This is a genomic window from Luteitalea sp. (assembly GCF_044337415.1).
Lineage (GTDB): Bacteria > Acidobacteriota > Vicinamibacteria > Vicinamibacterales > Vicinamibacteraceae > Luteitalea.
The window spans coordinates 1-24,688 of the sequence record NZ_JBIINP010000055.1 but is presented as its reverse complement, the minus strand read 5'-3'; the positions used below and the strand labels follow the sequence as shown (position 1 = coordinate 24,688).

The window sequence follows — 24,688 nt, the reverse complement described above, 5'->3', positions numbered from 1 at the left end:
GGTCGACAGGCCGCGGGGTGAGCAGCGACACCACCACGAGCACGAGGAATCCGAGCGGAATCGTCACGATGCCGGGCTGGCTGAAGGGCACCAGCGCCTGCTCCGGCGGCCAGCCGTACACGTCCTTGTAGGCCTGCGCGCTCGCCAGAATCCAGCCCAGCGAACTCGCCATGCCGACCAGGATGGCCGCGACGATGCCCTGCTTGGTGGTCCGCTTCCAGAACAGGAGCATCACCAGCGAGGGCAGGTTGGCCGAGGCCGCCACGTTGAACGCCCAGCCGACCAGGAACGAGACGTTCAGCTTCTCGAACGCGATGCCGAGCAGCATCGCCACGAGGCCCACGGCCACCGCCACCCACTTGCCCGCGCGCACCTTCGCATCGTCGGTCAGCTCCATGCGCCAGACGTGCGTGAGCAGGTCGTGCACCACGGCGCCGCTCGCGGCGAGGATGAGGCCGCTCACCGTGCCGAGCACCGTCGTGAAGGCGATGGCCGAAATCACGGCAAACAGCGGCTCGCTGAAGCTGCGCGCCAACAAGGGCGCCGCCATGTTCGTGTTGGTCACGTCGAGCGCGCCGCTGGTCATCGCGCCGAGGCCGAGGTAGAGCGTCAGCACGTAGAAGAGCCCGATCGCGCCGATGCCCACCACCGTCGACTTGCGCACGGCCATCACGTCCTTGACGGTGTAGTACCGGATCAGGATGTGGGGCAGCGACGCGGTGCCCGCGAACAACGCGAGCATCAGCGACAGGAAGTCGAGCTTGTCGAAGAGCGTGGTGCTGCGCACGCCCTTGAACGTCGGGCTCGCGCCCGGCTGCAGCAGGTCGGCGCCGGCCTGCGATCGCGGCGTGTAGATGGTCGCCACGCGGCCGTCACGCAGGGTGCGTTTCTCCGAGGTCCACGTCTCGATCGTCGCCTCGTTGAAGGTGCGCAGGAACGCCACCGGGCCGAGCGGGCCCGTGGACGTGACGCCACCGGGCAGCGCGGTGACGGCACCCACCGGCGTGAGGTCGTGCGCATTGGCGCCCACGCCCTGGGGCAGGCCGTCCACCAGGGTCGTGCCGCCCCCGGTCGTGACCACCTGCGTGAGCCGCACCGTGCCGTCCGGCAGGCGACGGAAGCTGTGCACCGCACCGCTGGCCTGCTGCACCTGCAGCCACTGATCGGACGGCCAGTCCGGATCGGCCACCACGCGGCCGTCCAGCGCCGCCGCCTCCGGCGTGATCGGCGTGACCGGGAGCCCGGCCGGCACCTCGAAGCCGCGCCGCAGGATCATCACCGTGAGCACGAAGCAGAACGCGACCAGCAGTCCGCCCTTGATGAACTGCACCCACGTCGTCGACACCATGCCCGCAGTGACCACGATGATCGTGACCACCACGCCGACGATGAGTACGCCCGCGGCATGCGAGAAGCCGAGCAGCGGCTTGATGAGGACGCCCGCGCCGACCATCTGCGGGATCAGGTAGAACAGGCTGACGACCAGCGTGCTGATCGCCGCGGCGAGCTTGATGCCCCGCGAGTGGAAGCGGGCGTCGAGCGCGTCGGCGAACGTGAACTTGCCCATCTGCTTGAGCGGCTCGGCCACGACGAACAGCGCCACCACCCAGCCCGCCAGGTAGCCGATCGAGTAGAGGAAGCCGTCGTAGCCGTAGAACGCGATCATTCCGCAGATACCGAGGAACGACGCGGCCGACAGGTAGTCGCCGGCGAACGCGATGCCGTTGACGAACCAGTGGATCTGGCCGTGGGCCGCGTAGTAGCCGCTGGCCGAGGTGGCGCCGCGCCCGAGCCACCAGCTCAGGACCAGGACGCCGAGCACGAACGCGAGGAACACGCCGACAGCGAGCGGCGAGGTGACGTAGACCATGGGCGCGGGGTCAGCGGGCCACGCGCAGGTACAGCGCGGCGAGCAGGAAGGCCAGGGCGATCAGCAGCAGGCCGTACAGGAGCGAGACGGGAAGGCCGGCCAGCGGCGTTGCGGCCATGACACCGGGCGCAAACGCGCTCAGGGCCATGAAGCCGACATACACGAGCAGGTACAGGCCGAAGAGCCAGAGGGCGACGCGTGGGATGCGCATGCGGATGCGTGCCTACTCTGTCGCAGGAGGGGGGGGGAGGGCAAATGCTGCGATGCGGAGATGCCGGGAATGCCGAAGGCACGGCAAGGACGACGGTGGAAGCACAACGGCCGAAGGCCGAAGGGTAGAAAGGCCGAAGGGCGGGAGGGCGGAAGGGTGGAAGGGCGGCGGGGCCACGGGGGCTGTGGTGGTGGCGTCGGCCCTGGGCCGACGCGCTAGCCCCGCCGCTCGGGGCGCCAGGCCAGGCCGTAGTTGATGATGCGTTGCAGGAGCTGTTCGTAGTTCAGCCCCGCGGCCTCGGCCGATTCGGCGAAGTCCTCGCCGTACGCGATCTGCGGGTTGGCGTTGGCCTCCAGCACGTACATCCGCCCATCGTCGGCGAGGCGCAGGTCGATGCGCGCGTAGCCGCTCAGGTCCAGCGTGCGGTACACCCGCTTGCACAAGCGCTGGATGCGCTCGGCCTGCCCTGGTTCGAGGCCCGTGGCCGGGCCGCTCATGATGCCGTGCTTCTCCTGGTAGGGGCCGCTCCACTTCACGCGCTCGGTGGCGATGCGCCAGTTCTCGCGTGGCAGGTTGCCGAGGTTGAGCTCCCACACCGGGAACACCTTCAGCGTCAGGTTCCCGACGATGCCGACGTACAGCTCGCGCCCCGGGATGTAGCGCTCGACGATGGCATCGGTGCCCACCGAGTGATGGATGAAGTGGACGCGCTCGCGCAGCTTCTCGTCGGTCTCGACCACGGACGCCTGCGAGATGCCGATCGAGGCCTCCTGCGTCAGCGACTTCACGATCAGCGGGAACGTGAGGCGCTTGGGACGTTGCACCGGCCGGCCGACGCGGAACACCGCGAAGTCGGGCACCGGAATCCGGTGGTAGGCCAGCAACTGCTTGGACAGCGCCTTGTCGCGCGACAGCATCAACCCGCGCGGGTTGCACCCGGTGTAGGGCACCTTGAGGAGTTCGAGGTAACTGACGATGTTCTGGTCGAACACGCCCACCTCGGTGAAGTTCTCCATCAGGTTGAAGACGATGTGCGGCGAGACGTCCTTGATGGCCGTGCGGATCACGCCGAGGTCGTCGCCGACGCCCACCGTGCGAACCTCGTGCCCCATCACGTCGAGCGTGTTCTTGACGTCGAACTCGGTCTTCCACGGCACCGAGATGTCGTACTTGCTGTCGTCCTCCGGGGGCACGAGATAGTCGTGCATGAGGCACAGCACGCGCAGGCGACGCATGCGTGCAGTCTACTGCATCAGCGCGTGTAGAGGCTCAGGACTCAGGGCTCAGGGCTCAAGCACCAAGCACCAAGCACCAAGTGTCAAGTGTCAAGGTGCTGCTTACGCATTGCGATCGTGGGTCACGGCACGCAGCGCCGCCTCGCTGTCGCTGCTGCGGTCGTCGGCCTGCAGCGACCACGGCCATGCCGCGTCGTAGCCGGCCTCGCGTGCTGCGGCGACGATGGCGCCGGGCGGACGGGCGCTGCCTCGCGTGGGGTACTCGCCGAGCAGCCACGGCGCGCGGCTCCACGAGACCTGCGGGCGGTGCGCGAGCGGCGCGCGGCGCTCGAGGGGGTCGTACCAGTGCACCTGCAGGATGTCGAGTTCGAGCGTGCGGCACAGCGGCAGTCCGCGCGTGCTCGCCAGCCCGACCGTGAGGGGCTGGGTGGCGTGCCACCGCACGTGCAGCGCGAGTTCCTCAAGCGCCTGGCGCAGGCGCGCCCCCGACAGCCGCCGCGCCGGGGCGCGCCACGGGCGCATGAGCCACTCGGGTTCGTTCCAGAGATCCCAGGCGGCGATGCCGGGATGCCGACCGAACGGCGCGACCAGGTCGTCGACGACGCGCCACAGGGCCGCCCGGGCCAGCGGATCGCGCAGGACGGGGAGGCGTCCGCCGAGCGCGACGCCGTTCACCACCCTGGGCGCGTCGCCCCAGGTGAAATCCAGCAGGACGGGCATCATGCGCAGCCCGTGCGCGCCGAGCAGGTCGAGCGCGCAGGCCATGTCGTCGAGCACGACGGGCTGCAGGGCCTGAGGCAGGCCGTCGGGGCCGAAGCGGATGCCGGCGCGGCCGTCGCAGAGGACGAACCAGCGGACGACCTGCGCGCCGGCAGCGGCGGCACGACCGATCAGGCGGCGCACCTGGTCGGTGGGGCGGGTGGAGAGGCCACCGGCCGGCGACCAGGCGTTGGCGCCGAAGTCGCCGCCGTAGCGGATCCACGGCAGGTTCAAGCCGGAGGGCAGCACGTGAGTGACAGGCTAACGGAACTTCGCGCGCGGAACCCTCGTCCCTGTGGGAGCGTCGCAAGTAAGCGCTTGCACTGCGCAGGGCTCGATGACAACGCCCTGTCGAGGCGGTCTGAGGTTGTACTTGTGCGGTACAAGCTGACGGGTTCGTTCGAGGTTGATGTGGCGCTCAGTGCCTAGGAAATTCTGACTTCTCAGGTTTCTACGCGCACAGAAAGCAAGTGGTTACTTGCTTTCATTGTGAATTTGAGGTACAAAGTCTCGTTCCCCGCCAGACGGGGCCCTTGCCCATGGACGTACGCGAACAGTTGCTCGAAGCGGCGGTGAAGGTCTTCGCCCATGCCGGATTCCGCGGGGCCACCACCCGCCGGATCGCCCAGGAAGCCGGCGTGAACGAGGTCACCCTCTTCCGGCAGTTCGGCTCGAAGGAAGGCCTCATCCTCGAGGCCGTGGTGCGCGCGGTGACCCGGCTGCAGGACGAAGCGGTGCTGCCCGAGGTCCCCCAGGACCCCGCGGCCGAACTGCTCGACTGGACCCGCCGGCACTACGAGTTCATGCTCGGCAACAACCGTCTCATCAAGGCCGCCATGGCCGATGCCGTCGCCCATCCCGACATGGGCTGCCTGAGCGACCGCATCAGCTCCAGCATCGAGCAGACGCTGCGCGCCTACCTCGGTCGGCTGACCGCCGCGGGCCTCTGCGACTCCGACGTCGACGTCCCGGTCGCCTGCAGCGTCCTCGGTGGCGTCGTCTTTGCCGACGCCATGGGTCGCGACGTGCATCCGCAGTGCTACACGTACTCGCCCGCTGAAGCCCCCGCGCGGTACGTGGCCTTCTTCCTGCGCGCGATTGGCGCGCGGAGTTCCCTCCCCGCCCCGGCCCTCGCGCCGGAGGCCGTGGTGCATCATGCCTGAGTCGCAGTCATCGTTCCCTCGTGTCGGTGCCCTCCTGTTGGCGGCGCTCGTGACCGTGCCGCTGCCGGCCGTCGCACAAGGTCCGGCCGCGCCCGCGGCGCCCGCGCGTCGTGTGTCCCTCGACGAGGCCCTGCAGCTGGCCGAAGGCGGCAGTGAGCAGGTGGCCGTGGCCGAGGCGGGCGTGCGTCGCGCCGACGGCCAGATCGCGCTCGCGCGCAGTGGCCTCTACCCGCAGCTGGCCGGGGCCGCCGCCTACCAGCGCACCCTCCAGACGCAGTTCGACGGCATCTTCGACGGCGGAGGCGCGACCCAGCCGTGCGCCGGCCTCACCGTGAACCCGGCGGCGCCGCTCGACCAGCGCGTGACCGAGCTCGAGCGCTATCTCCAGTGCCCGCCGAGCAATCCCTTTGCCGGGGGCGGCGACAACGACCTGCCGTTCGGCCAGCTCAACACCTGGACCGCGAGCCTCACCTTCACGCAGATGGTCTACGACGGCGGCACGGTGCGTGCGCAGGAGCGGCAGGCCCGCGCCGGCCGCGAGGCAGCCTCGTTCGGCGTCAGCACGGCGCGCGCCCAGCTCGACCTCGACGTCGCGACCGCGTTCTACGATGCGGCGCTGAGCGATCGGCTCGTGACCATCACCGAGTCGACCCTGGCGCAGGCCGAGGAGACGCTCCGCCAGATCGACGTGCAGTTCCAGGTCGGGCAGATCGCCGAGTTCGAGGTGCTGCGGGCACGCGTGTCGCGCGACAACCAGCGCTCGGCGGTCATCCGGACGCGCATCCAGCGCGACCTCGCGTACCTGCGCCTCAAGCAGCTCATCAACGTGCCGGCCGACCAGCCCCTCGAGCTCGAGGCCAACCTGGTCGAACCCAATGGCGCGCTGGCCAGCCGCTGGAGCGCGACGCTGGCCGAGGCCGAGGCGCAGTTCCGCCTGGTGGAGCGCACGGCGGTGAAGCAGACCGAGGCGGGCGTGCAGGCCAGCGAGGCGGCGGTGGCCATCACGCAGGCGCAGTTCAAGCCGCGCGTCGACGTCAACTCGGGCTTCATCGCCTACGCCTACGACCCGCTGCCGAAGTACAACCGGCGCGACTGGAACGTCGCCGCGCAGATCTCGATGCCGCTGCTCGACGGCGGGCGCCGCAAGGCCAACCGTGCGATCGCGGAGGCCTCGCTCGAGGAGAGCCGTCAGCAGCTGCAGCTGGTGAAGGAGCTGGCCGAACTCGACCAGCGCAGCGCCCACGCCACGTGGGAGGCCGCGCGCGCGGCCTGGGACGCCTCGGCCGGCACGGTGGAGGAGGCGCAGCGCGCCTACCGGATCGCCGATGTCCGCTACCGCGAGGGGCTCTCGACGCAGCTCGAACTCAACGACGCACGGCTCGCGCTCGAGCGCGCCGAGGCGGCGCGTGCACAGGCCGCGCGCGACCTGCAGGTGACGCGCGCCCGGCTGGCCCTGCTGCCCGACCTGCCGCTCGGAGCCGCGACCGGTGGCGCAGCCACCGCCAGCGCAGTGGCGGCCGGCAACGCACAGCCGACAACGGGAGCAGGCAGCCAGACGGCCGCCGCGACGCAGACGGGGGCAAGGCAGTGAGGAACGTGATGACTGGACACGCGCGGCTCCGCCGCATCGACTGGACCGCGGCGCTCGTCGGAGTGACCGCCTCGCTCGTGCTCGCCGCCGGCTGCGGCAACGGCGCCACGAAGGAGGCCGAGGCCAAGGCGGCCGCGCCCGCGCCGCCGCCCGTGCTCGAGATCGGCAAGGAGAACACGGTCCGCGTCGGCCTCGACGAGATTCGCACCGGCCCGTCCATCTCCGGCACGCTCGCGCCGAAGGATCAGGCGACGGTGCGTGCCGAGGTCGGTGGCTCCGTGCTGTCGGTGACGGCCGAGCAGGGACAGGCCGTGCGGCGGGGGCAGGTGCTCGCACGCATCGAGGCCCGGACCGCTGGCGAGGCGGTCAGCTCGGCCGAGTCGTCGGTCCGCTCGCAGGAGCAGGCGCTCGACCTGGCGCGCCGTGAACTGGCGCGCGCCGAAAAGCTGGTCGCGGCAGGCGCGGTGGCCGAGCGCACGCTCGAGGCCGCCCGGAACGAGGTGGTCCGCCTCGAGTCCGAGGTCGCCGGCGCGCGCAGCCGCCTGTCGTCGGCCCGCAAGATCCTGGGCGATGCCACGGTGGCCGCACCGATCTCCGGCGTGGTGGCGGCCCGTCCGGTCAATGCCGGCGACGTGGTCGCCCCGGGCACGCCGCTCTACACGATCGTCGACCCGTCCAGCATCCAGCTCGAGGCCTCCGTGCCGTCCGAGTCGCTGACGGCCGTGCGGGTCGGCGCCGCCGTGACGTTCCAGGTCCGCGGCTATCCCGACCAGGCCTTCACCGGCCGGATCGAGCGCATCAGCCCGACCGCCGACCCGGCGACGCGGCAGGTGCCGATCTGGGTGACGGTCGACAACCGCAGCGGCCGGCTGGTCGCGGGGCTGTTCGCCGATGGCCGTGTCACCCAGGAAGCGCGTCGCGGGCTCGTGCTCCCGCTCAGCGTGATCGCCGACCCCGGCACCACGCCGACCGTGCTGCGCATTCGCGACGGCAAGGTCGAGCGCGTGACGGTGCGCCTCGGCCTGGTCGACGCGCAGAACGAGCGCGCCGAGGTCGTCGAGGGGCTCTCGGACGGCGACATGCTGCTGACGGGCGTGGCGCAGGGCGTCACGCCGGGGACGCAGGTGCGGGTCACCGACCGCTCGCAGCCGTCCGCGCCGGCGGTCGCGCCGGCGGCGCCCGCGGGCGCGTCCAAGTCGTAAGCGCGGCAGTCGGGCGTCGGCAGTCGGCAGCGGGGGAGAGGTGAGGGGCATCGCCGTGGCATGCGGCGCCCCGACACCCTGAACCCGCTACCCGGCACCCGGTACCCGGTACCCGGAAATTCTGTAAGGAGACCCTGCAGTGTTCATCTCCGATTTCGCCATCAAGCGGCCCACGGTCACGGTCGTCTCGATGCTGGCGCTCGTGGTCTTCGGCTTCTTCGCCCTGCTGAAGCTGGAGGTCGACGAGTTCCCCGAGATCGCCCCGCCGGTCGTGTCGGTGGCCATTCCGTTCCCCGGGGCGTCGCCGGATCAGGTCGAGCGCGATGTGATCGATCCGATCGAGGAGGGCATCTCGAGCATCAGCGGGCTCAAGAAGCTCGACTCGCAGTCGCTCGACAGCTTCGGCCTCATCGTCGCCGAGTTCGAGTTCGGCAAGGAGCCGGCCGAGGCGGTGCAGGAAATCCGCGACAAGATCTCGGAGATCCGCAACGAGCTGCCGCAGGAGCTCGAGGAGCCGATCCTCAAGCGGTTCGATCCGAACGACTTCCCGATCGTCACGCTGGCGCTGACCTCGAGCAACCTGACCGGCGCCCAGCTCACGCAGATCGCCGATCCCGGCGTCACCAACGAGCTGCGCGGCATCCGCAACGTCGCGGAGGTCGTGGTGGTGGGCGCGATCGAGCGTGAGATCACCGTCGAGATCGACCCGACCGCGATGCAGACCGCCGGCGTCAGCGTCGGCCAGGTGGTCGGCGCGCTGCAGTCGCAGAACCTCGCCGTGCCGGTCGGGCGCCTGCAGGGCGGCATCAACGAGCGGACCATCCGCCTCCGCGGCCGCCTGCAGACGCCGAACGAGTTCGGGCAGATTGCCGTCAGCCAGGTCGGCGGGCGCATCGTCAGGCTCGCCGACGTGGCACGCGTCTACGATGGCGCAGAGGAGCCGCGGACCGGCGCCGCCTTCAACAGCGCCAACGCCGTCGGCATCGAGGTCAAGAAGACGACCAATGCCTCCACGACCACCGTCAGCGCGGCGGTGATCGAGAAGGTCCGCGAGGTGCAGAAGACGCTGCCGCCAGGCGTCGAGCTCAAGCTGGTTCGCGATGCCGGGGCGCGCGTCGAGGCGTCGGTCGAAAGCGTGCAGTCGGCCCTCATCGAGGGCGCCGTGCTCACGGTGATCACGGTGTTCCTGTTCCTCAACTCGTGGCGCTCGACGGTGATCACCGGCCTGGCGCTGCCGGTGTCGGTCCTCGCCTCGTTCATCACCGTGCTCATGTTCGGGTTCAAGCTCGAGACGATGTCGCTGCTCGGCCTGTCGCTGGCCATCGGCATCCTGATCGACGATGCGATCGTCGTGCGGGAGAACATCGTCCGCCACGTCGAGATGGGGAAGGACCACTACACGGCGGCGCGCGAGGGCACGTCGGAGATCGGACTGGCGGTGGCGGCCACGACCCTGTCGATCGTCGTGGTGTTCGTGCCGATCGCCTTCATGGGCGGCCTGGCGCAGCAGTGGTTCGCACCGCTCGCGTTGACCATCGCCTGCTCGGTGCTGGTGTCGCTGTTCGTCTCGTTCTCGCTCGACCCGATGCTGTCGGCCTACTGGCCCGACCCGCACATCCCGGTGGAGCAGCGCACCTTCATCTCGCGCGCCCTCGACCGCTTCAACAAGTGGTTCGACCGCCAGGCCGATCGGTACAAGTCGGTCATCCGCTGGGCGCTCCGTCACCGGTTCGCGATGGTGGTGCTGACCATCGCGTCGTTCGTCGGTGCGCTGGCGCTGCCGGCGCTCGGTCTGGTGGGCGGCGCCTTCCTGCCGGTCTCGGACAACTCGGAGTTCCAGGTGGTGGTGACCACGCCGCCCGGCTCGAACATCGAGTACACGAAGCTGAAGACGCAGGAGGTCTCGACCATCGCCCGCTCGCTGCCGGAGGTCGCCTACACCTACACGAGCATCGGTGGGCAGACCGAGTCGGTCGACGAAGGGAACGTGTTCGTCAAGCTGACGCCGCGAGCCGAGCGGACGCGCCGCCAGGAGGAGGTGGCGGCCGACCTGCGCGCCAAGCTGCTGCACCTCGGGGGCGTGGAGGCGTGGATCAACACGAATTTCTTCGGCAACATCAAGCAGATCCAGCTGCAGCTCACCGGGCCCGACGCCACCACGCTGTCGGAACTGGCCGAGAAGATGCGCGACGAGGTGCGCCAGGTGCCCGGCGCGGTGGACGTCGGCCTGTCCACCAAGGGGCGCAAGCCCGAGGTGGACGTGCAGCTCGACCGCGGCCTGGCAGGCTCGATGGGCATCACGGTCGGGCAGGTCGCCCAGGCCCTGCGCCCGGCCTTTGCCGGCATCGACACGGGCGACTGGATCGATCCGAGCGGCGAGACGCGCGACGTGTACGTGCGGCTCGCCCCGGAGTCGCGCAGCAGCATCCGCGACCTGACGCAGCTGCCGATCAGCGTGGTCGGGCCGCAGGGGCCGGTGCTCATCCCGCTGGGGCAGGTCGCCCGGCTCACGCAGAACATCGGCCCGGCCCGCATCGATCACCTGAACCGGGATCGGGTGATCAAGATCGAGGCGAACACGGAGGGGCGGTCGTTCAACGCCGTGCTCAGCGACGTCACGGCGCGCGTCAACGAGAAGGTCCCGTTGCCGCCGGGCTACGAACTCTCGACGGGCGGCGAGTCGGCCGACCAGGCAGAAGTCTTCGGCGGCATCCTCGCGGCGCTGGCGCTGGCCATCCTGCTGATGTACTTCGTGCTGGTGCTGCAGTTCGGGTCGTTCCTCGACCCGCTGGCGATCATGGTGTCGCTGCCGCTGTCGCTGATCGGCGTCATGCTCGCCATGCTGTTCACCAATACGACGCTGAACCTGATGAGCATGATCGGGGTCATCCTGCTCATGGGCATCGTGGCCAAGAACGCCATCCTGCTGATCGACTTCGCGAAGTACTCGATGGAGCAGGGGATGGAGCGTCGCGAGGCGCTCATCGAGGCGGGCCGCGTGCGCCTGCGGCCGATCCTGATGACCAGCTTCGCACTGGTGGCCGGCATGATCCCGGTGGCCATCGGGCACGGCGAAGGCGCAGACTTCCGCGCCCCGCTCGGCCGCGCCGTCATCGGCGGCGTCATCACGTCGACGGTGCTCACGCTGCTCGTCATCCCGACGATTTACGACATCATGGCCGGCTTCCGCGACTGGGCGCTCGGCCTCTTCCGTCGGCCGGCCCGGGCGCAGAGCCACGGCCCGGCCAGCGAGCACATCGAACTGCCTCAGCCGGCGGCGACGCGGGCAGGGTCGTAAACAGGCTCAAGGCTCGAGGCTCAAGGCTCAGAACGCAGTCAGTCAGGATGCTCTCTGAGCCCTGAGCCCTGAGCCCTGAGCCTGCATCACTTCTCTCCCGTCGACCCGAACCCCCCTCGCGACTCCTCGGCGTCACCGTGGGCCAGCGGCACGAACTCGACGCGCGGCACGCGCAGCACGAAGGCCTGGGCGATGCGGTCGCCCGCAGCGATCGTGACCGGCGCGTCCGTGTAGTTGAGCACCAGCACCCGCGCCTCGTCGGCCGGGCCGCGGTAGTCGCTGTCGAGGACTCCCAGGCCGTTGGCCACGATGAGGCCCCGCCGCGGCAGGGAACTGCGCGCGACGATGGCCAGGAAGTGGCCGGGGGGGACGGCGAAGACGAGTCCCGTGGGCACGAGGGCGAGCTGGCCTGGCGCCACGGTGACCTCGGCGGCGGCCGCGAGGTCGAGGGCGGCGGCGCCGGCCGTCTGGTAGCGGGGCTCGGGGACGTCGCCGAGACGGCGGACACCGACCGTTATGGAATCATTCGTTAAATCCACGCTTGTGTATCTCCACATGTGATGCTATGTTTGCTCTCGACATCCGGAGCGGCCCGCTGCAGGCGCGGGCCCGGCAACCTGGGGCGGACATCCCAAGGTGCCAGCCCGGGCGACCCGAGAGGGCGTCCGTGGCGATGCGGTTCGAGACTGAACAACCAAAGTGTCCGGCGGGGCAACCCGCAGCCTCCGGGTGTCTTCACTTGGTAACTCAGGAGAAGACACCATGATTCCCTCAGCCGCCCACACCGAAACGTCGCCGGCCCTTCGTCGCCCGTCGCTGCAGGTCGCCCTGTCGCCGGACGACCGCCGGTTCCAGCGCCTCGGCGAGAACCACCACCTCTGGCGCAATGGCCGGTTCTGGTGGATTGCATATACGGTTATCATCGACGGCTGGCGTCAGGAGCGGATTCGTCACTCGCTCAAGACGGCCGACTTGACCGAGGCGCGGCTGCGCCGGGACGAGATCCTGGCCACCGTGAGCTCCGAGGGCGTGCTGCGCCGCGTGAGCTAGCCCCGGCGGCAGTCCGCCGAAGCTCGCGAAGGCCATGAGGCCGAGCGAGCGAAGGCGGAACACGTGAACGGCTGGCACGGCGAAGCTCCGGCCCCACAATTTTCGCAGCACCTGAAGGATTAGCCCCGCATGTCCCGTTTCGTTCTCACCTCGGAGTCGGTCTCGGAGGGCCACCCGGACAAGGTCGCCGACTACATCTCCGACTCGGTCCTCGATGCCTGCCTGTCACAAGATCCCACGTCGAAGGTGGCGTGCGAGACGCTGGTGAAGGAAGACCTCGTGGTGCTCGCCGGCGAGATCACGACCGGCGCCACGGGCCTCGACTACACGAAGATCGCCCGGCAGGCCATCCGTGAAATCGGCTACGACTGGCCGAGCGAGGTGTTCAACGCCGATGGCGTCACGGTGATCGAGAAGATCACGGCCCAGTCCAAGGAAATCAACGCCAGCGTCGTCGACAAGGCGAAGGCGGAGGAGCAGGGCGCAGGCGATCAGGGCCTGATGTTCGGCTACGCCACCAACGAGAGCGCCGAGCTGATGCCGCTGCCGCTGCTGCTCTCGCACCGCCTCACCAAGGGCCTGGCCGACGATCGCCGCAAGGCCGGCGCCTACGCCTTCCTCCGACCCGACGCCAAGAGCCAGGTGTCGGTGCGCTATGAGGACGGCAAGCCCGTCGCCATCGAGCGCGTCGTCGTGTCGACGCAGCACACCGAGGGCAAGGACCAGGCCGAGATCAAGGCGTACGTCATCGAGGACCTCGCGCCGCGCGTGCTCGGCGACTGGTGCCCGAAGGCCGAGCTGTTCCTCGTGAACCCGTCGGGCAGCTTCGCGCACGGCGGCCCCTCGGCCGACGCCGGCGTGACCGGCCGCAAGATCATCGTCGACTCGTACGGCGGCGCGGCGCGTCACGGCGGCGGCGCGTTCTCGGGCAAGGACCCCTCCAAGGTGGACCGTAGCGCGGCGTACTTCGGCCGCTACGTGGCCCGCGAGGTCGTCAAGGCCGGCCTGGCGCAGCGCTGCGAGGTGCAGTTCTCGTACGCCATCGGCGTCGCCGAGCCCACGTCGCTGCTCGTGGAGACCTACGGGACGGGCGACAACCAGGCCGCCGAGGACTTCGTGCGCAAGACGTTCGACATGCGCCCGGCGGGCATCATCAAGACGCTCGACCTGCTGCGCCCGATCTACCGCCAGACGACCAACTACGGGCACTTCGGTCGCCCGGGCCTGCCCTGGGAAGCCTAGGACTCGCCTCGCCTCGCGCGTGATACCGCGGCCGCTCCTCGCACAGGGGAGCGGCCGTCGTCTTTTTGACGCCGAACGCCGAACGCCGAACGCCGAACGCCGCGTCGGCAGGCACGGCTTCAGGCTCGAGGCCCAGAGCGCACGCTGCCTCTCATGCGGCCTCTCACACAGGATGCTTTCTGAGCCCTGACCCCTGAGCCCTGAGCCTTCAGCCCTGAGCCCTGAGTCGTACAATCCTTGTGTGACCGCGATCGTGTTCGACCTCGACGGGACGCTCGTCGACTCGCTTGACGACATCACGGCGGCCTTCCGCCGGAGCTTCCACGTGATCGGGGCCGCGCCTCCGACGGCCGAGGCGGTGCGTGCGCTCATCGGCAAGCCGCTGCGCGAGATGTACACGCCGTGGGCGCCCGCCGAGGCCATCGACGGGCTGGTCGCGGAGTACCGACGCGACTACTCGGAGCGGTGCGCCGACCGCACGCGTCCGTTCCCGGGCATCGAGTCGCTGCTCGCCGACCTGCGCGCCAGCGGGCATGCACTGGCCGTGGCGACCACCAAGACCTCGTGGATGGCCCGCACCGTCGTCGATCGCCTCGGCCTCGCGGAGGCCCTCGACCACGTACAGGGCACCGACGACTTCCCCCACAAGCCCGCCCCGGACGTGATTCACCACGCGCTTGCCGGCGTGGGCCGCTCGGGCACGTGGATGATCGGCGATGCGCCCAGCGACGTCGTCGCCGGCCGCGCCGCCGGCCTGCGGACCTGCGCCGTCACGTGGGGCGTCGGCGCCGAGGCGCACCTCCGCGCCGCCGAGCCAGACGCGCTGGTCACCACCGTCGACGACCTCCGCGCCCTGCTGCTGGGCTGACGCGACCAACGCGGACACGCCCGCCCCTGTTCGCCTCTTCTCACTTCTATCCTTCTATCCTTCGTTCCTTCGTTCCTTCCCCGGTACCCGGTACCCGGTACCCGATACCCGATACCCGATACCCGGTACCCGGTACCCGATACCCGGAACCCGGTATAGTTCCCAGACGTGCCGTTCGACTCGCTCCTGCGCGACATCCTGACCAGCCGCGTCTACGACGTGGCCCGTGAGACCCCACTCGACCCCGCCCCCAGACTCTCGGCGCGGCTCGGCGTGCCGGTGCTGCTCAAGCGCGAGGACCTGCAGCCCGTCTTCAGCTTCAAGATTCGCGGCGCCTACAACCGCATGGCGCGGCTGACGGCCGAGGAGCGCGACCGTGGCGTCATCGCCGCCAGCGCGGGCAACCACGCGCAGGGCGTTGCGATGTCGGCGCAGCACCTCGGCATGCGCGCGACGATCGTGATGCCGCGCACGACCCCCGACATCAAGGTCGAGGCGGTGCGCAACCGCGGCGCGGATGTGGTGCTGTCCGGTGATACGTACGCGGATGCCTACGCCTTCGCCTGTGAGGAGGCGGCGCGCAGCGGCGCCACGTTCATCCATCCCTTCGACGACCCGCTCGTCATCGCCGGGCAGGGCACCGTCGGCGACGAGATCGTGCGGCAGCGCCCGGGCGAGCTGGGCGCGATCTTCGTGCCTGTCGGCGGCGGCGGCCTGCTGGCCGGCGTGGCCGCCTACGTCAAGGCCGTGCTGCCCTCCGTGCGGATCATCGGCGTGGAGCCGGTGGACGCCGACGCCATGGCGCGCTCGCTCAAGGCCGGCCATCGTGTCGTGCTCGATCGCGTCGGCCTGTTTGCCGACGGCGTTGCCGTGCGCGAGGTGGGGGAGCACACGTTCGCCATCGCCAGAGAGACGGTCGACGATGTGGTGCTGGTCGACAACGACGCGATCTGCGCCGCCATCAAGGACGTGTTCGACGACACGCGCACGATCATGGAGCCGGCAGGCGCCCTCTCCGTCGCCGGCCTGAAGGCGTGGGTGGCCGCGCAGCCGTCGCCGCCCACGGGAGCGATGGTGGCCATCCTGACCGGCGCCAACATGAACTTCGATCGCCTGCGCTTCGTGGCCGAGCGTGCCGAGCTCGGTGAGCAGCGGGAGGCGCTCTTCGCGGTGACGATTCCCGAGCGCAAGGGCGCGTTCCGCGAGTTCTGCACCATCCTCGGCTCTCGCGTCGTCACCGAGTTCAACTATCGCCTCAGCACGCGCGCCGAGGCGCACATCTTCGTCGGCGTGGGCACGCGATCGCGCGCCGATGCCGACGATGTGCTCGTGCGCCTGCGCGAAGGGGGCTATCGCGTGGCCGACCTCACGCAGAGCGAGCTGGCCAAGCTGCACGTGCGCTACATGGTGGGCGGGCGCTCGCGCGACGTCGGCCGGGAGCGCGTCTGCCGGTTCGAGTTCCCGGAGCGTCCCGGCGCGCTGCTCCAGTTCCTCGACACCCTCGGCGGTCGCTGGAACATCAGCCTCTTCCACTACCGCAATCACGGCGCCGACATCGGGCGCGTGCTGGCCGGCTTCGAGGTGCCGCCGGAGGAGGACGCCGCGTTCGACGGCTTCCTCGAGGCGCTCGGCTACCGGTCGTTCGAGGACACGGGCGAAGACGCCTACGAGCGCTTCCTCGCCTGACGCCGCGCCGCCAGCGCATCGGGGCGCCGCCCGCCCGGGCGTGGCGCCAGCGTCAGTCGTGGTGCCGCGTCGAGCCGAGCCTGTCCGGGACCACACCGGTGCGCCCCGGTACCCGGCACCCCGTACCCGGTTCCGCGTCCATTTGCATTCCCGTGGCGCGGTGGCACATCATCCGGCCATGTCCCACTCCTCCCGTCGTTCGTTCCTGAAGCAGGCCGCCGCGGCGCCCGCGGTGGCTGCGGCCGCCTCGGCGCTTGCGCCCGCGGCCAGCGCCGCGCCCGCCCTCGCTGCCGCCCCTGGCGGCTCGCCCAAGAAGGCCGTGCTCATCGGCATGCTCCCGAAGGAGTTGCCCTACGCCGAGCGTTTCGCGCTGGCGCGGGAGGTCGGCTTCGAGGGCATGGAGGTGAACACGATCGACGACCCGAAGGTGGCCGAGGAGATCGCGAAGGCGGCGCAGGCTGCCCGGCTGCCGATCCACTCGGTGATGAACAGCGAGCACTGGCGCTCGCCGCTGTCCTCGCCGGATCCGGCGGTGGTGGACAAGAGCGTGAAGGGGATGCTCACCTCGATCGCCAACGCGAAGCTGCTGGGCGCCGACACGGTGCTGCTCGTGCCCGCCGTCGTCGATGACAAGACGGGCTACAAGGACGCCTGGGACCGGTCGCACAAGGTGATTCGTGAGCGGATCCTGCCCGAGGCCGAGAAGCAGCAGATCGTCATCGGGATCGAGGAGGTCTGGAACAAGTTCCTCCTGAGCCCGCTGGAGATGAACACGTACGTGGACAGCTTCAAGTCGAAGTGGGTGCAGGCCTACTTCGACGTGGGCAACATCGTGTTCTATGCCTATCCGCAGGACTGGATCCGCACCCTCGGGCCCCGAATCAAGAAGGTCCACCTGAAGGACTTCCGGCTGGATCGCCGCGAGGGCAAGTTCGACTTCGTGCACCTCGGCGAGGGCGACATCAACTGGGTCGAGGTCCGCAAGGCGTTGCACGACATCGGCTACAACGGCTACATGACCACCGAGATCAGGGGCGGCGACAAGGCGTACCTGGCCGATGTGGTGGCGCGGATCGACAACTTCCTCGCCGGCAAGCCGCCCGTGGCCAAGGCCGCGCCCTCGGCCTAGTCCGTTTGCAGGCCGTGCGCCCGCCCGGGCGCACGGTTCAGGCGACCCCGTCGCGCCCGGGTGCCGGTTCGACCGGCGGCCCGGGCGTTGTCGTCTGCAGGGGAATCATCTGGAGCGCCAGTGCGGCGCGCAGCCGACCGATGGCCGTCTCCAGGTCGTCCTCGAGCCACAGCCATTCGAGCAGCGCCGCCTGATGCAGGCCCATCAGGTTACTGGCGAGCACCCGGACGTCGGCCCCGACGGCCAGTTCGCCGGACTGTTGCGCGCGTTCGAGCCGGGCCACGAGTTGGTCGCGGTAGGTTTCGTGCAGCCACTGGATGGCCCGCGCGTTGGGCCCCCTGCCGAACCAGAGCGCGCGCAACGCGGCCCGCCCGGCCAGTTCGAGATCGCCGAACGGTTCGAAGAGCGCGCCCAGGAGCAGGGTCATCTCGGTCAGCAGGTCAGGGGGCGACGCAGACCCGAGGGCGTCCTTCATGGCCGACGCGAGCGGGTCGTGGAGCACCAGGAGGAGGAGGTCCTCCTTGTCGCTGGCGTGCTGGAACAGGGTGCCGACCGCGACCCCGGCGGTGTCGGCGATCAGCTGGCTGGTGGTGTCGTCGAAGCCCCTGGTGGTGAACAGGCGTTGCGCGGCCTCGCGGACGCGCTCGCGCGTCTGGCGCTTGGCGAGCTGACGGGTGCCCACCGCCAGTGAGAGGCGCATGTCGCGATTGATGTCTTCGTCTGCTGAGCTCACTCGATGAATGTACTCACTGAGTGAGATCTGTCAAATACGAGACTCTGCAGATTAAAGCATTGGCGACTCTGGTCTATCCTTGTAAATGATTACACTCAGTGAGTGTGTTCAGTGAAATTGCTCAAAGTACCGATACAACGGTCGCCATGCCTCTGCGGCCGTTGAAATAAGCCAAATGCTTCTATTTCAGTAGTTTGCGCTCTCGTAGAACGACGGAGTCGCGGTCACGGACGGGTAGGCGATCAGCACGTCGCATCCGTCGGTGCTCTCTACACTGAACGCGTTCGCCGAAGCCGGGACGCACCAGACACTGCCAGGGGTCAGCGCCTGTCCGGCAATCGTTCCCTGCCCCTTGATCCCGATCACCAGATGAAAGTGCGGGGTCAGGGGAGCGAACGACACGGGCGCGCCGATGGTGCGGCACTCGAGCGTGAAGTACCGGCAGTGCGTCAGGATGGTCCGACCCGCGTCAGCCGTGTGGCGGGTGTCGTTGCCGAGCGTGTACGGTCCCAGGTCCGACACCGCCAGCCCGTGGTCCAGATGCAGTTCGCGACCACGCCCGTAGTCGAACAGGCGGTACGTGATATCGGACTGCTCCTGGATCTCGACGATCGTCAACCCGGCGCCGAGCGCATGGACGGTGCCGGCCGGCACGAGGTAGGTGTCGCCCGCCGCGGCAGGGCGCCAATCGACAAGTCGCTCGATTTCCCCTGAAATCGCCGCGCTTTCGGCCTGATCCCGCGTCAGGGGCGCCGACAGGCCGAGCCCGATGGTCGCGTTCGGCTCGGCGGCCAGCACGTGCCACGCCTCGGTCTTGCCCCGCGACCCGCCATGATGGTCGGCCGCGTACGCATCGTCTGGGTGCACCTGCACCGACAGGCGCTCGGACGTGAAGAGCATCTTCAGGAGCAGGGGGCACTCGGTGCCTTGATCCGGGCCGAGAATCTCGACCGGGTTGGCCCGGACCACCTCGCCGAACGTGGGCCCGAGGCTCGTGGGGTTGGCGTCCGCGGTGAACCAGGCCTCCCCGATCTTCGCGGCGCCGTTCGGCGCGGTGAACCACGGCGAGAGATCGGTGACGCCCCACGGACGCTCGGCGAACGTGGGGTGGAGGGCGAACGGTCGGTCCCAGACGGCCATCCGGACATTCTAGCGGTCGCCGCGGGTGTTCGTGGCGGCGAGCGGCAGGGCGGCGCTGTCGCCGGGTCGGTCCCGGGACCGCCTCGGGCGGCCAAGGACCGGCAGCGGGACGGACGCGGCACCCACGACCGGCCCCGGGCGGCGTCGCACCACGGACGCATGCCCTGCATAGAATCGTGCGCATGCCTCACCTCCTCGATGCCAACGGGCGCGCGCGCCGGACGCTTCTCGTCAGCGGCGCCACGGCCCTGGCCGCATGGGCCTCCCGTGCGCCGGCCCTCGCCGTTCGCGACGTGGCCGGCCCCGACCCGTTCGCGCTGGGCGTGGCCTCGGGCGACCCGTGGGCGTCGAGCGTGGTCCTGTGGACCCGCCTTGCCCCGACGCCCTTGGCCGAGGATGGCTTCGGCGGTATGCCCGCGCGCGACGTGGCCGTGCGCTGGGAGGTGGCGACCGACGACACGTTCACCCGTGTGGTGCGGCGCGGGCAGGTCACGGCGCGTGCGGCGGACGCGCATGCGGTGCACGTCGAAGTGGGCGGCCTCGCACCGGGCCGCACGTACCACTTCCGGTTCACGGCGATGGGCCACCAGTCGCGCCCCGGGCGAACGCGCACGGCCCCGGCGCCGGGGCAGGCCACGTCGGCACGATTCGGCGTGGCGTCCTGTTCGCGCTACGAGACCGGCCACTTCACGGCCTATCGGCATCTCGCCGAGGAGCGGCCCGACCTCGTGCTGCACCTCGGCGACTACATCTACGAGTACGCCGGCAACCCGAAGACGCCCGTCGTGCGCCCCTTCGAGCAGGGCGAGATCGTCACCCTGGCCGACTACCGCCTCCGCTACGCCCGCTATCGCCTCGATCCCGACCTGCAGGCCCTGCACGCCACCGCGCCCTTCGCCGTGGTCTTCGACGACCACGAGGTGGACAACAACTGGGCGGGCGACGTGCCCGAAGACGCGCAGACACGTGAGCAGTTCCTTGCTCGTCGAACGGCGGCCTTCCGTGCCTACCACGAGGTGATGCCGCTGCGGCAGGCCGCGCGGCCCGACGGATCGCGCCTGCGCCTGTATCGCGACCTCGCCTGGGGCGACCTCGCGACGCTGTACATGCTCGACACGCGGCAGTACCGCGACGACCAGCCGTGCGGCGACGGCAACCGCGTCGACTGCGCCGAGGCCGCGCTGCCGGGGCGGACGATGCTCGGTGCGGCGCAGGAGGGCTGGCTGCGCACGCGCGCCCACGCGTCCGTCGCGCGCTGGGACGTCCTCGGCCAGCAGGTGTTCTTCGGCGAGCTCGTGCGGCCGCTGCCCGACGGCCGCGACGCGGCGCCGATGGACAGCTGGAACGGCTACGTCGCCGCTCGCGCCCGCGTCCTCGACACGTTCACCGCGCGCCAGCGCAACCTCGTCGTCCTCACCGGCGATATCCACCGGCATTACGCCGCCACGCTGCACGCCGGCGCGACGGGGCCCGACCGCCCCGCCGTGGGCGCCGAGTTCGTGACCACCTCGGTGACCAGCGGCGGCGACGGGACCGACGACCCGGCCTCGGTCGATCCGATCCTGTCGCGCAACCCGGCCATCGCGTACACCTGCGATCGGCGCGGCTATCTCGTGGCCGACGTCACCCGCGACACGTGGACCACGCACTACCGGGTCGTGCCGTGGGTCACCCGCCCGGGGGCCCCCGTCGAGACCCGCCGGAGCTACGTCGTGGAGGCGGGACGGCCGGGACTCACCCTGGCTGGCTGACGTCTTCACTACAGCCGGGGCAGGTGGATGCCGACAAAGTAGGCGAGACCCGCCCGTGACGTCGCCCCCCCCTCCCTGGCAGGGCGTCGCCATCGGTCCTCCGTTGGCCGGAGGACCGCTGGTCGACCCTGATGACCCGCTCGCCGCAGAGCCGGCCGTCGAGACGTTCACGCAGGCGATCTCGCATGACCTTCGGGCGCCGCTGCGCGCCATCGAGGGGTACGCGCAGGCGCTGGTCGAGGACTTCGGGGAGTGCCTGCCGCCCGAGGCCCACGAGTTCGTGCGTCGCATCAGGCAGGCGCGACGCACCGCCGAGGAGCGCGTCGAGGCCCTGGTCGGCTTGACGCGCGTGGGACGCGGCGCGCTGCAGGCCAGCCCGATCGACCTCGCGCCCCTCGCTCGCCGCATCCTCGCGGATCTCGCCCGCGCCGAGCCGGCCCGTCGTGTCGCCACCCGCGTCGCCGACGGCCTGCCCGTGGTCGGCGACCCCGCCCTGCTCGGCATCGCGCTCGAGAACCTGCTGACCAACGCCTGGAAGTTCACGCGCGGTGTGCCGTCTCCGCTGATCAGCGTCGGCAGCACGCGCGCCGACCGGTCCGCGATCATCAGCGTGTGCGACAACGGCGTTGGCTTCGACATGCGACACGCCCACCGCCTGGGCGTGCCGTTCCAGCGGCTGCACGCCTCCGAGGCCTTCGAGGGCCTGGGCATGGGCCTCGCCTCGGCGCGCCGCATCGTCGAACGCCACGGCGGCCGATTGTGGGCCGAGTCCGCGCCAGGCGAGGGCGCCACCTTCCACATGTCGTTGCCCGCCGGCTCCGTTCCGTAGACCCATGGCCGACTCGTCGTTGTCTCTCGTGCGTCGCCAGCCCGGCATGACGCTCACCGGTCCCCAGCCCGTGGAAGGCGCCTCGTCCGCCGGCCAGCCCGGCCTGTTCGGTGACGGCGGTGTCGCGGCGGGGCGGGCGGCCGACGTGCGCCGTGCGCCGGCGCGCCCCATCCGCGTGCTGCTCGTCGAGGACTCGCACGACGACGCGTGGCTGATCCAGCGGCAACTCGAGCGCGGCGGCTTCGCGCCCGACATCCTGCGCGTGCAGGACGCCAGCGGCCTGCGCGGCGCGCTGCAGGGCGGACGCTGGGACCTGGCCATCGTCGACTACTCGCTGCCCGAACTGTCCGGGCTCGATGCCGTGCGGCTCGTGCGCCAGTACTGCACCAGCCTGCCGTGCCTGCTCGTCTCGGGCACGGTGGGCGAGCACCTGGCCGTCGAGGCGATGCGCCTGGGCGCCAACGACTACCTGATGAAGGGCAACCTCACGCGCCTGGTGCCGGCCGTGGAGCGCGAGCTCCGCGAGTCGGAGAGCCGGGGCGAGCGCCGGCGCGCCGAGCGCGCGCTGGCGGCCACCGAGGAGCGCACGCGGCTGATCATCGAGCACGCGCTCGACGCCGTGGTGTCGTTCACGGCGCAGGGCCAGGTCACCGAGTGGAACCTGCGCGCCGAGGAACTGTTCGGCAGGTCACGGGTCGAGGTGATCGGCCGCCCGTTCCACGAGGTGTGCCTCGCGCCGGCCGATCGTGTGTCGTTCGTCGACGCGCTGACGGAGGGGTTTCCGCCGTCGTGCGCCTTTGGCGTCAAGCGCCGCGCCGAGATCCTCGGCGAGCACCGCGACGGCCGCGATCTCGCGCTCGAGCTGTCGCTGGTGCCGGTGCCTTCGTCGGCGGGGCTGTCCTACAGCGCCTTCCTGCGCGACCTGTCGGAGCGCCGCGAGAGCGAGGCCAAGCGCGCCAGCCTCGAGGCGCAGCTGCGGCAGTCGCAGAAGATGGAGGCCATCGGCAAGCTGGCCGGTGGCGTGGCCCACGACTTCAACAACCTGCTGACGGTCATTCAGGGACAGTCGGCGCTGCTCGAGGACGGGCTGCTCGAGCCCGACGACGTGGTCCCGGCGGCGCGGGCCATCGGCGAGGCCGCCGACAAGGCCGCGGAGCTGACGCGGCAACTGCTGGCCTTCAGCCGCCGACAGGTGGTGCAGCTCACGCCCACCGACGTCAATGAACTGGTGGCCGACCTCGGCAAGCTGCTGCGTCGCCTCATCGGCGCCGACATCGAGCTGCACAGCGTGCTGGCGCCGGGGCGCATCCACATCAACGCCGACGCCGGGATGATCGAGCAGGTGTTGATGAACCTCGCCGTCAACGCGCGCGACGCGATGCCCGCCGGCGGCTCGCTCGTCGTCTCGACGGCGGTGGTCCACGCGCGCCCGCCGCGCACGGCGCCGACGGCACCAGGGCCCGGGCAGTATGCCCGGCTCACGGTGCGCGACTCGGGGATGGGCATCGCGCCCGAGCACCTGCCGCACATCTTCGAGCCGTTCTACACGACCAAGGACAAGGCACGCTCCACCGGCCTCGGGCTCGCGACCGTGTTCGGGATCGTCGAGCAGCATCGCGGCTGGGTCGAGGTGCGCACGAAGGTGGGGGAGGGCACGCAGTTCGACGTCTACGTGCCGCAGTGCCTCGCCGGGACGGTCGCCACCGCGCCGGCACTCGCGGTGCCGCCGCCGCTGCCGCGTGGGCACGAGTGCATCCTCGTGGTGGAGGACGAACTGCCGGTGCGGGAGATGGTGCGCGACGTGCTGGTGCGCCAGGGCTACCGCGTGCACGAGGCGGCATCAGGACGCGAGGCGCTCGACATCTGGGCGCGCCACCAGAAGGACATCGACCTGGTCCTGACCGACATCGTGATGCCGGACGGCATCATGGGCACCGACCTCGTCTCGCGCCTCACCGAAGGACGGCCCGACCTGCCGGTGATCTTCTCGAGCGGCTACAGCCAGGAGTCCGACGAGGCGCGCCTGTCGCTCGAGGCGGGCGTGAACTTCCTGCAGAAGCCGTATCGCCCGGCCACGCTGATCAGGCTGATTCGCGAGCGTCTTGACGCTTAACGCTTAACGCTTAACGCATAGCGCATAGCGCATAGCGCATAGCGCTGAACGCCGAACGCCGCGCCGAGAGCTTGGCGCTTCGAGCTTCGAGCTTCGAATTCTGAACTCTGAATTCTGAATTCTGAACTCCGTCAAGCTCCGACGCCGATGGGGCAGCTGACGTGCGTGCCCCCGAGTCCGCAGTAGCCGTTCGGGTGCGTGTGCAGGTACTGCTGGTGGTACGACTCGGCGAAGTAGAAGGTCGGTGCGGGCACGATTTCGGTCGTGATCGTGCCGTAGCCCGCCGACTCCAGCGCCCCCTGATAGGCATCGCGTGACGCATCGGCAGCCGCCTGCTGCCCCTCGTCGTAGCACCCGATGAGCGAGCGGTACTGCGTGCCCTGATCGTTGCCCTGGCGCATGCCCTGCGTGGGGTCGTGGTTCTCCCAGAACGTCTTGAGCAACTGCGCGTACGAAACGCGCATCGGGTCGTACACCACCCGCACCACCTCGGTGTGCCCGGTCAGGCCGGTGCACACTTCCTCGTAGGTCGGGTTCGGCGTGTGACCGCCGGCATACCCCACCGCCGTCGAGATCACGCCCGGCAGTTGCCAGAACTTGCGCTCGGCACCCCAGAAGCACCCCATCGCGAACTGCGCGAACGCGCTGCCCTCCGGAAAGGGCCCGTCGAGCGGCGCCGCCAGCACGTGATGCCGCGCCGGCACCGCGATCGGCGTGTCACGACCCGGCAACGCCTCATCTGCCGTGGGGACCTGCAGCGACTTCCTGGAAAACCACATCTCGTTCTCTCCTCCCGAACGCCGTACCCGGTACCCGGT

At 70.1% G+C, this 24,688-nt stretch carries 20 protein-coding genes and 1 riboswitch; of the genes, 12 read left to right on the top strand and 8 right to left on the bottom strand.

From position 1 onward, the window contains the following. The 4 genes from ACIRDX_RS10790 to ACIRDX_RS10775 form a co-directional block, all read right to left on the bottom strand. Window positions 1-1,870, bottom strand: a 1,870-nt coding sequence (locus ACIRDX_RS10790; protein ID WP_396625427.1) for a cation acetate symporter, incomplete at its 3' end; no start/stop codon positions are given. Window positions 1,871-1,880: 10 nt separating this feature from the next. Next, window positions 1,881-2,081 carry a DUF485 domain-containing protein gene (locus tag ACIRDX_RS10785; RefSeq protein WP_396625426.1) on the bottom strand — a complete coding sequence of 67 codons (201 nt, stop codon included), beginning with the start codon at window positions 2,079-2,081 and terminating at the stop codon, window positions 1,881-1,883. Between the two features lie 215 nt (window positions 2,082-2,296). Further along, the gene (locus ACIRDX_RS10780; RefSeq protein ID WP_396625425.1) at window positions 2,297-3,316 is read right to left on the bottom strand and encodes a D-alanine--D-alanine ligase; all 1,020 of its coding nucleotides are present in this window, start codon (window positions 3,314-3,316) and stop codon (window positions 2,297-2,299) included. A 102-nt stretch (window positions 3,317-3,418) separates the two neighbouring features. Beyond that, window positions 3,419-4,324 carry a hypothetical protein gene (locus ACIRDX_RS10775; RefSeq protein WP_396625424.1) on the bottom strand — a complete coding sequence of 302 codons (906 nt, stop codon included), beginning with the start codon at window positions 4,322-4,324 and terminating at the stop codon, window positions 3,419-3,421. Window positions 4,325-4,614: 290 nt separating this feature from the next. Between ACIRDX_RS10775 and ACIRDX_RS10770 the strand changes: the two genes are divergently transcribed. The 4 genes from ACIRDX_RS10770 to ACIRDX_RS10755 all read left to right on the top strand — a co-directional run bounded on the left by ACIRDX_RS10770 (window position 4,615) and on the right by ACIRDX_RS10755 (window position 11,329). After that, window positions 4,615-5,238, top strand: a complete 624-nt coding sequence (locus tag ACIRDX_RS10770) for a TetR/AcrR family transcriptional regulator (protein ID WP_396625423.1) — start codon at window positions 4,615-4,617, stop codon at window positions 5,236-5,238. Further along, window positions 5,231-6,829, top strand: a complete 1,599-nt coding sequence (locus ACIRDX_RS10765; RefSeq protein WP_396625422.1) for a TolC family protein — start codon at window positions 5,231-5,233, stop codon at window positions 6,827-6,829. The genes ACIRDX_RS10770 and ACIRDX_RS10765 overlap by 8 nt, the downstream gene beginning before the upstream one ends. Window positions 6,830-6,837: 8 nt before the next feature. Beyond that, entirely contained in the window at window positions 6,838-8,031 is a 1,194-nt protein-coding gene (locus ACIRDX_RS10760) for an efflux RND transporter periplasmic adaptor subunit (RefSeq protein WP_396625421.1), read from the top strand. 139 nt (window positions 8,032-8,170) lie between these two features. Beyond that, window positions 8,171-11,329, top strand: coding sequence for an efflux RND transporter permease subunit (locus ACIRDX_RS10755; protein WP_396625420.1), 3,159 nt, complete (start codon window positions 8,171-8,173; stop codon window positions 11,327-11,329). A gap of 86 nt (window positions 11,330-11,415) precedes the next feature. Here ACIRDX_RS10755 and dut read toward each other — a convergent pair whose 3' ends face one another. After that, a complete protein-coding gene (gene dut / locus ACIRDX_RS10750; protein ID WP_396625419.1) occupies window positions 11,416-11,868 on the bottom strand; it encodes a dUTP diphosphatase in 453 nt (150 codons plus the stop codon). A gap of 34 nt (window positions 11,869-11,902) precedes the next feature. Continuing rightward, a riboswitch (SAM-I-IV-variant riboswitch) is annotated at window positions 11,903-12,037 on the top strand. A 54-nt stretch (window positions 12,038-12,091) separates the two neighbouring features. On the opposite strand from dut, the gene ACIRDX_RS10745 reads away from it, so the two are divergent. The 5 genes from ACIRDX_RS10745 to ACIRDX_RS10725 all read left to right on the top strand — a co-directional run bounded on the left by ACIRDX_RS10745 (window position 12,092) and on the right by ACIRDX_RS10725 (window position 17,304). Next, a complete protein-coding gene (locus ACIRDX_RS10745; protein ID WP_396625418.1) occupies window positions 12,092-12,379 on the top strand; it encodes a hypothetical protein in 288 nt (95 codons plus the stop codon). 129 nt (window positions 12,380-12,508) lie between these two features. Beyond that, complete coding sequence (gene metK, locus ACIRDX_RS10740; RefSeq protein WP_396625417.1) at window positions 12,509-13,621, top strand: methionine adenosyltransferase; 1,113 nt, start codon at window positions 12,509-12,511, stop codon at window positions 13,619-13,621. A gap of 241 nt (window positions 13,622-13,862) precedes the next feature. Next, on the top strand, window positions 13,863-14,489 hold the full coding sequence (locus tag ACIRDX_RS10735; RefSeq protein WP_396625416.1) for an HAD family hydrolase: 627 nt from the start codon (window positions 13,863-13,865) through the stop codon (window positions 14,487-14,489). A gap of 168 nt (window positions 14,490-14,657) precedes the next feature. Beyond that, entirely contained in the window at window positions 14,658-16,175 is a 1,518-nt protein-coding gene (ilvA, locus tag ACIRDX_RS10730; RefSeq protein ID WP_396625415.1) for a threonine ammonia-lyase, biosynthetic, read from the top strand. Between the two features lie 178 nt (window positions 16,176-16,353). Next, the gene (locus ACIRDX_RS10725; RefSeq protein ID WP_396625414.1) at window positions 16,354-17,304 is read left to right on the top strand and encodes a sugar phosphate isomerase/epimerase family protein; all 951 of its coding nucleotides are present in this window, start codon (window positions 16,354-16,356) and stop codon (window positions 17,302-17,304) included. A 37-nt stretch (window positions 17,305-17,341) separates the two neighbouring features. Here ACIRDX_RS10725 and ACIRDX_RS10720 read toward each other — a convergent pair whose 3' ends face one another. Continuing rightward, entirely contained in the window at window positions 17,342-18,004 is a 663-nt protein-coding gene (locus tag ACIRDX_RS10720) for a TetR/AcrR family transcriptional regulator (RefSeq protein ID WP_396625413.1), read from the bottom strand. Between the two features lie 219 nt (window positions 18,005-18,223). Next, window positions 18,224-19,177 carry a type I phosphomannose isomerase catalytic subunit gene (locus ACIRDX_RS10715; protein WP_396625412.1) on the bottom strand — a complete coding sequence of 318 codons (954 nt, stop codon included), beginning with the start codon at window positions 19,175-19,177 and terminating at the stop codon, window positions 18,224-18,226. Between the two features lie 182 nt (window positions 19,178-19,359). Between ACIRDX_RS10715 and ACIRDX_RS10710 the strand changes: the two genes are divergently transcribed. The 3 genes from ACIRDX_RS10710 to ACIRDX_RS10700 are packed head-to-tail and all read left to right on the top strand — an operon-like array spanning window position 19,360 to window position 23,870. Further along, entirely contained in the window at window positions 19,360-20,928 is a 1,569-nt protein-coding gene (locus tag ACIRDX_RS10710; protein WP_396625411.1) for an alkaline phosphatase D family protein, read from the top strand. 55 nt (window positions 20,929-20,983) lie between these two features. Beyond that, window positions 20,984-21,757 carry an ATP-binding protein gene (locus tag ACIRDX_RS10705; RefSeq protein ID WP_396625410.1) on the top strand — a complete coding sequence of 258 codons (774 nt, stop codon included), beginning with the start codon at window positions 20,984-20,986 and terminating at the stop codon, window positions 21,755-21,757. Between the two features lie 4 nt (window positions 21,758-21,761). Next, the gene (locus tag ACIRDX_RS10700; RefSeq protein ID WP_396625409.1) at window positions 21,762-23,870 is read left to right on the top strand and encodes a response regulator; all 2,109 of its coding nucleotides are present in this window, start codon (window positions 21,762-21,764) and stop codon (window positions 23,868-23,870) included. 131 nt (window positions 23,871-24,001) lie between these two features. On the opposite strand, the gene msrA is transcribed toward ACIRDX_RS10700, so the two are convergent. Further along, a complete protein-coding gene (gene msrA, locus ACIRDX_RS10695) occupies window positions 24,002-24,649 on the bottom strand; it encodes a peptide-methionine (S)-S-oxide reductase MsrA (protein WP_396625428.1) in 648 nt (215 codons plus the stop codon). Window positions 24,650-24,688: the final 39 nt, after the last annotated feature.

What these genes read in the sequence shown, in the direction of transcription:
- ACIRDX_RS10700 (WP_396625409.1), top strand. Translation starts at nt 21,762, where the DNA reads ATGGCCGACTCGTCGTTGTCTCTCGTGCGTCGCCAGCCCGGCATGACG.
- ACIRDX_RS10770 (WP_396625423.1), top strand. Translation starts at nt 4,615, where the DNA reads ATGGACGTACGCGAACAGTTGCTCGAAGCGGCGGTGAAGGTCTTCGCC.
- ACIRDX_RS10710 (WP_396625411.1), top strand. Translation starts at nt 19,360, where the DNA reads ATGCCTCACCTCCTCGATGCCAACGGGCGCGCGCGCCGGACGCTTCTC.
- ACIRDX_RS10745 (WP_396625418.1), top strand. Translation starts at nt 12,092, where the DNA reads ATGATTCCCTCAGCCGCCCACACCGAAACGTCGCCGGCCCTTCGTCGC.
- ACIRDX_RS10715 (WP_396625412.1), bottom strand. Translation starts at nt 19,177, where the DNA reads ATGGCCGTCTGGGACCGACCGTTCGCCCTCCACCCCACGTTCGCCGAG.
- ACIRDX_RS10780 (WP_396625425.1), bottom strand. Translation starts at nt 3,316, where the DNA reads ATGCGTCGCCTGCGCGTGCTGTGCCTCATGCACGACTATCTCGTGCCC.
- msrA (WP_396625428.1), bottom strand. Translation starts at nt 24,649, where the DNA reads ATGTGGTTTTCCAGGAAGTCGCTGCAGGTCCCCACGGCAGATGAGGCG.
- ACIRDX_RS10785 (WP_396625426.1), bottom strand. Translation starts at nt 2,081, where the DNA reads ATGCGCATCCCACGCGTCGCCCTCTGGCTCTTCGGCCTGTACCTGCTC.
- ACIRDX_RS10760 (WP_396625421.1), top strand. Translation starts at nt 6,838, where the DNA reads ATGACTGGACACGCGCGGCTCCGCCGCATCGACTGGACCGCGGCGCTC.
- metK (WP_396625417.1), top strand. Translation starts at nt 12,509, where the DNA reads ATGTCCCGTTTCGTTCTCACCTCGGAGTCGGTCTCGGAGGGCCACCCG.
- ACIRDX_RS10765 (WP_396625422.1), top strand. Translation starts at nt 5,231, where the DNA reads ATGCCTGAGTCGCAGTCATCGTTCCCTCGTGTCGGTGCCCTCCTGTTG.
- ACIRDX_RS10720 (WP_396625413.1), bottom strand. Translation starts at nt 18,004, where the DNA reads ATGCGCCTCTCACTGGCGGTGGGCACCCGTCAGCTCGCCAAGCGCCAG.
- ACIRDX_RS10725 (WP_396625414.1), top strand. Translation starts at nt 16,354, where the DNA reads ATGTCCCACTCCTCCCGTCGTTCGTTCCTGAAGCAGGCCGCCGCGGCG.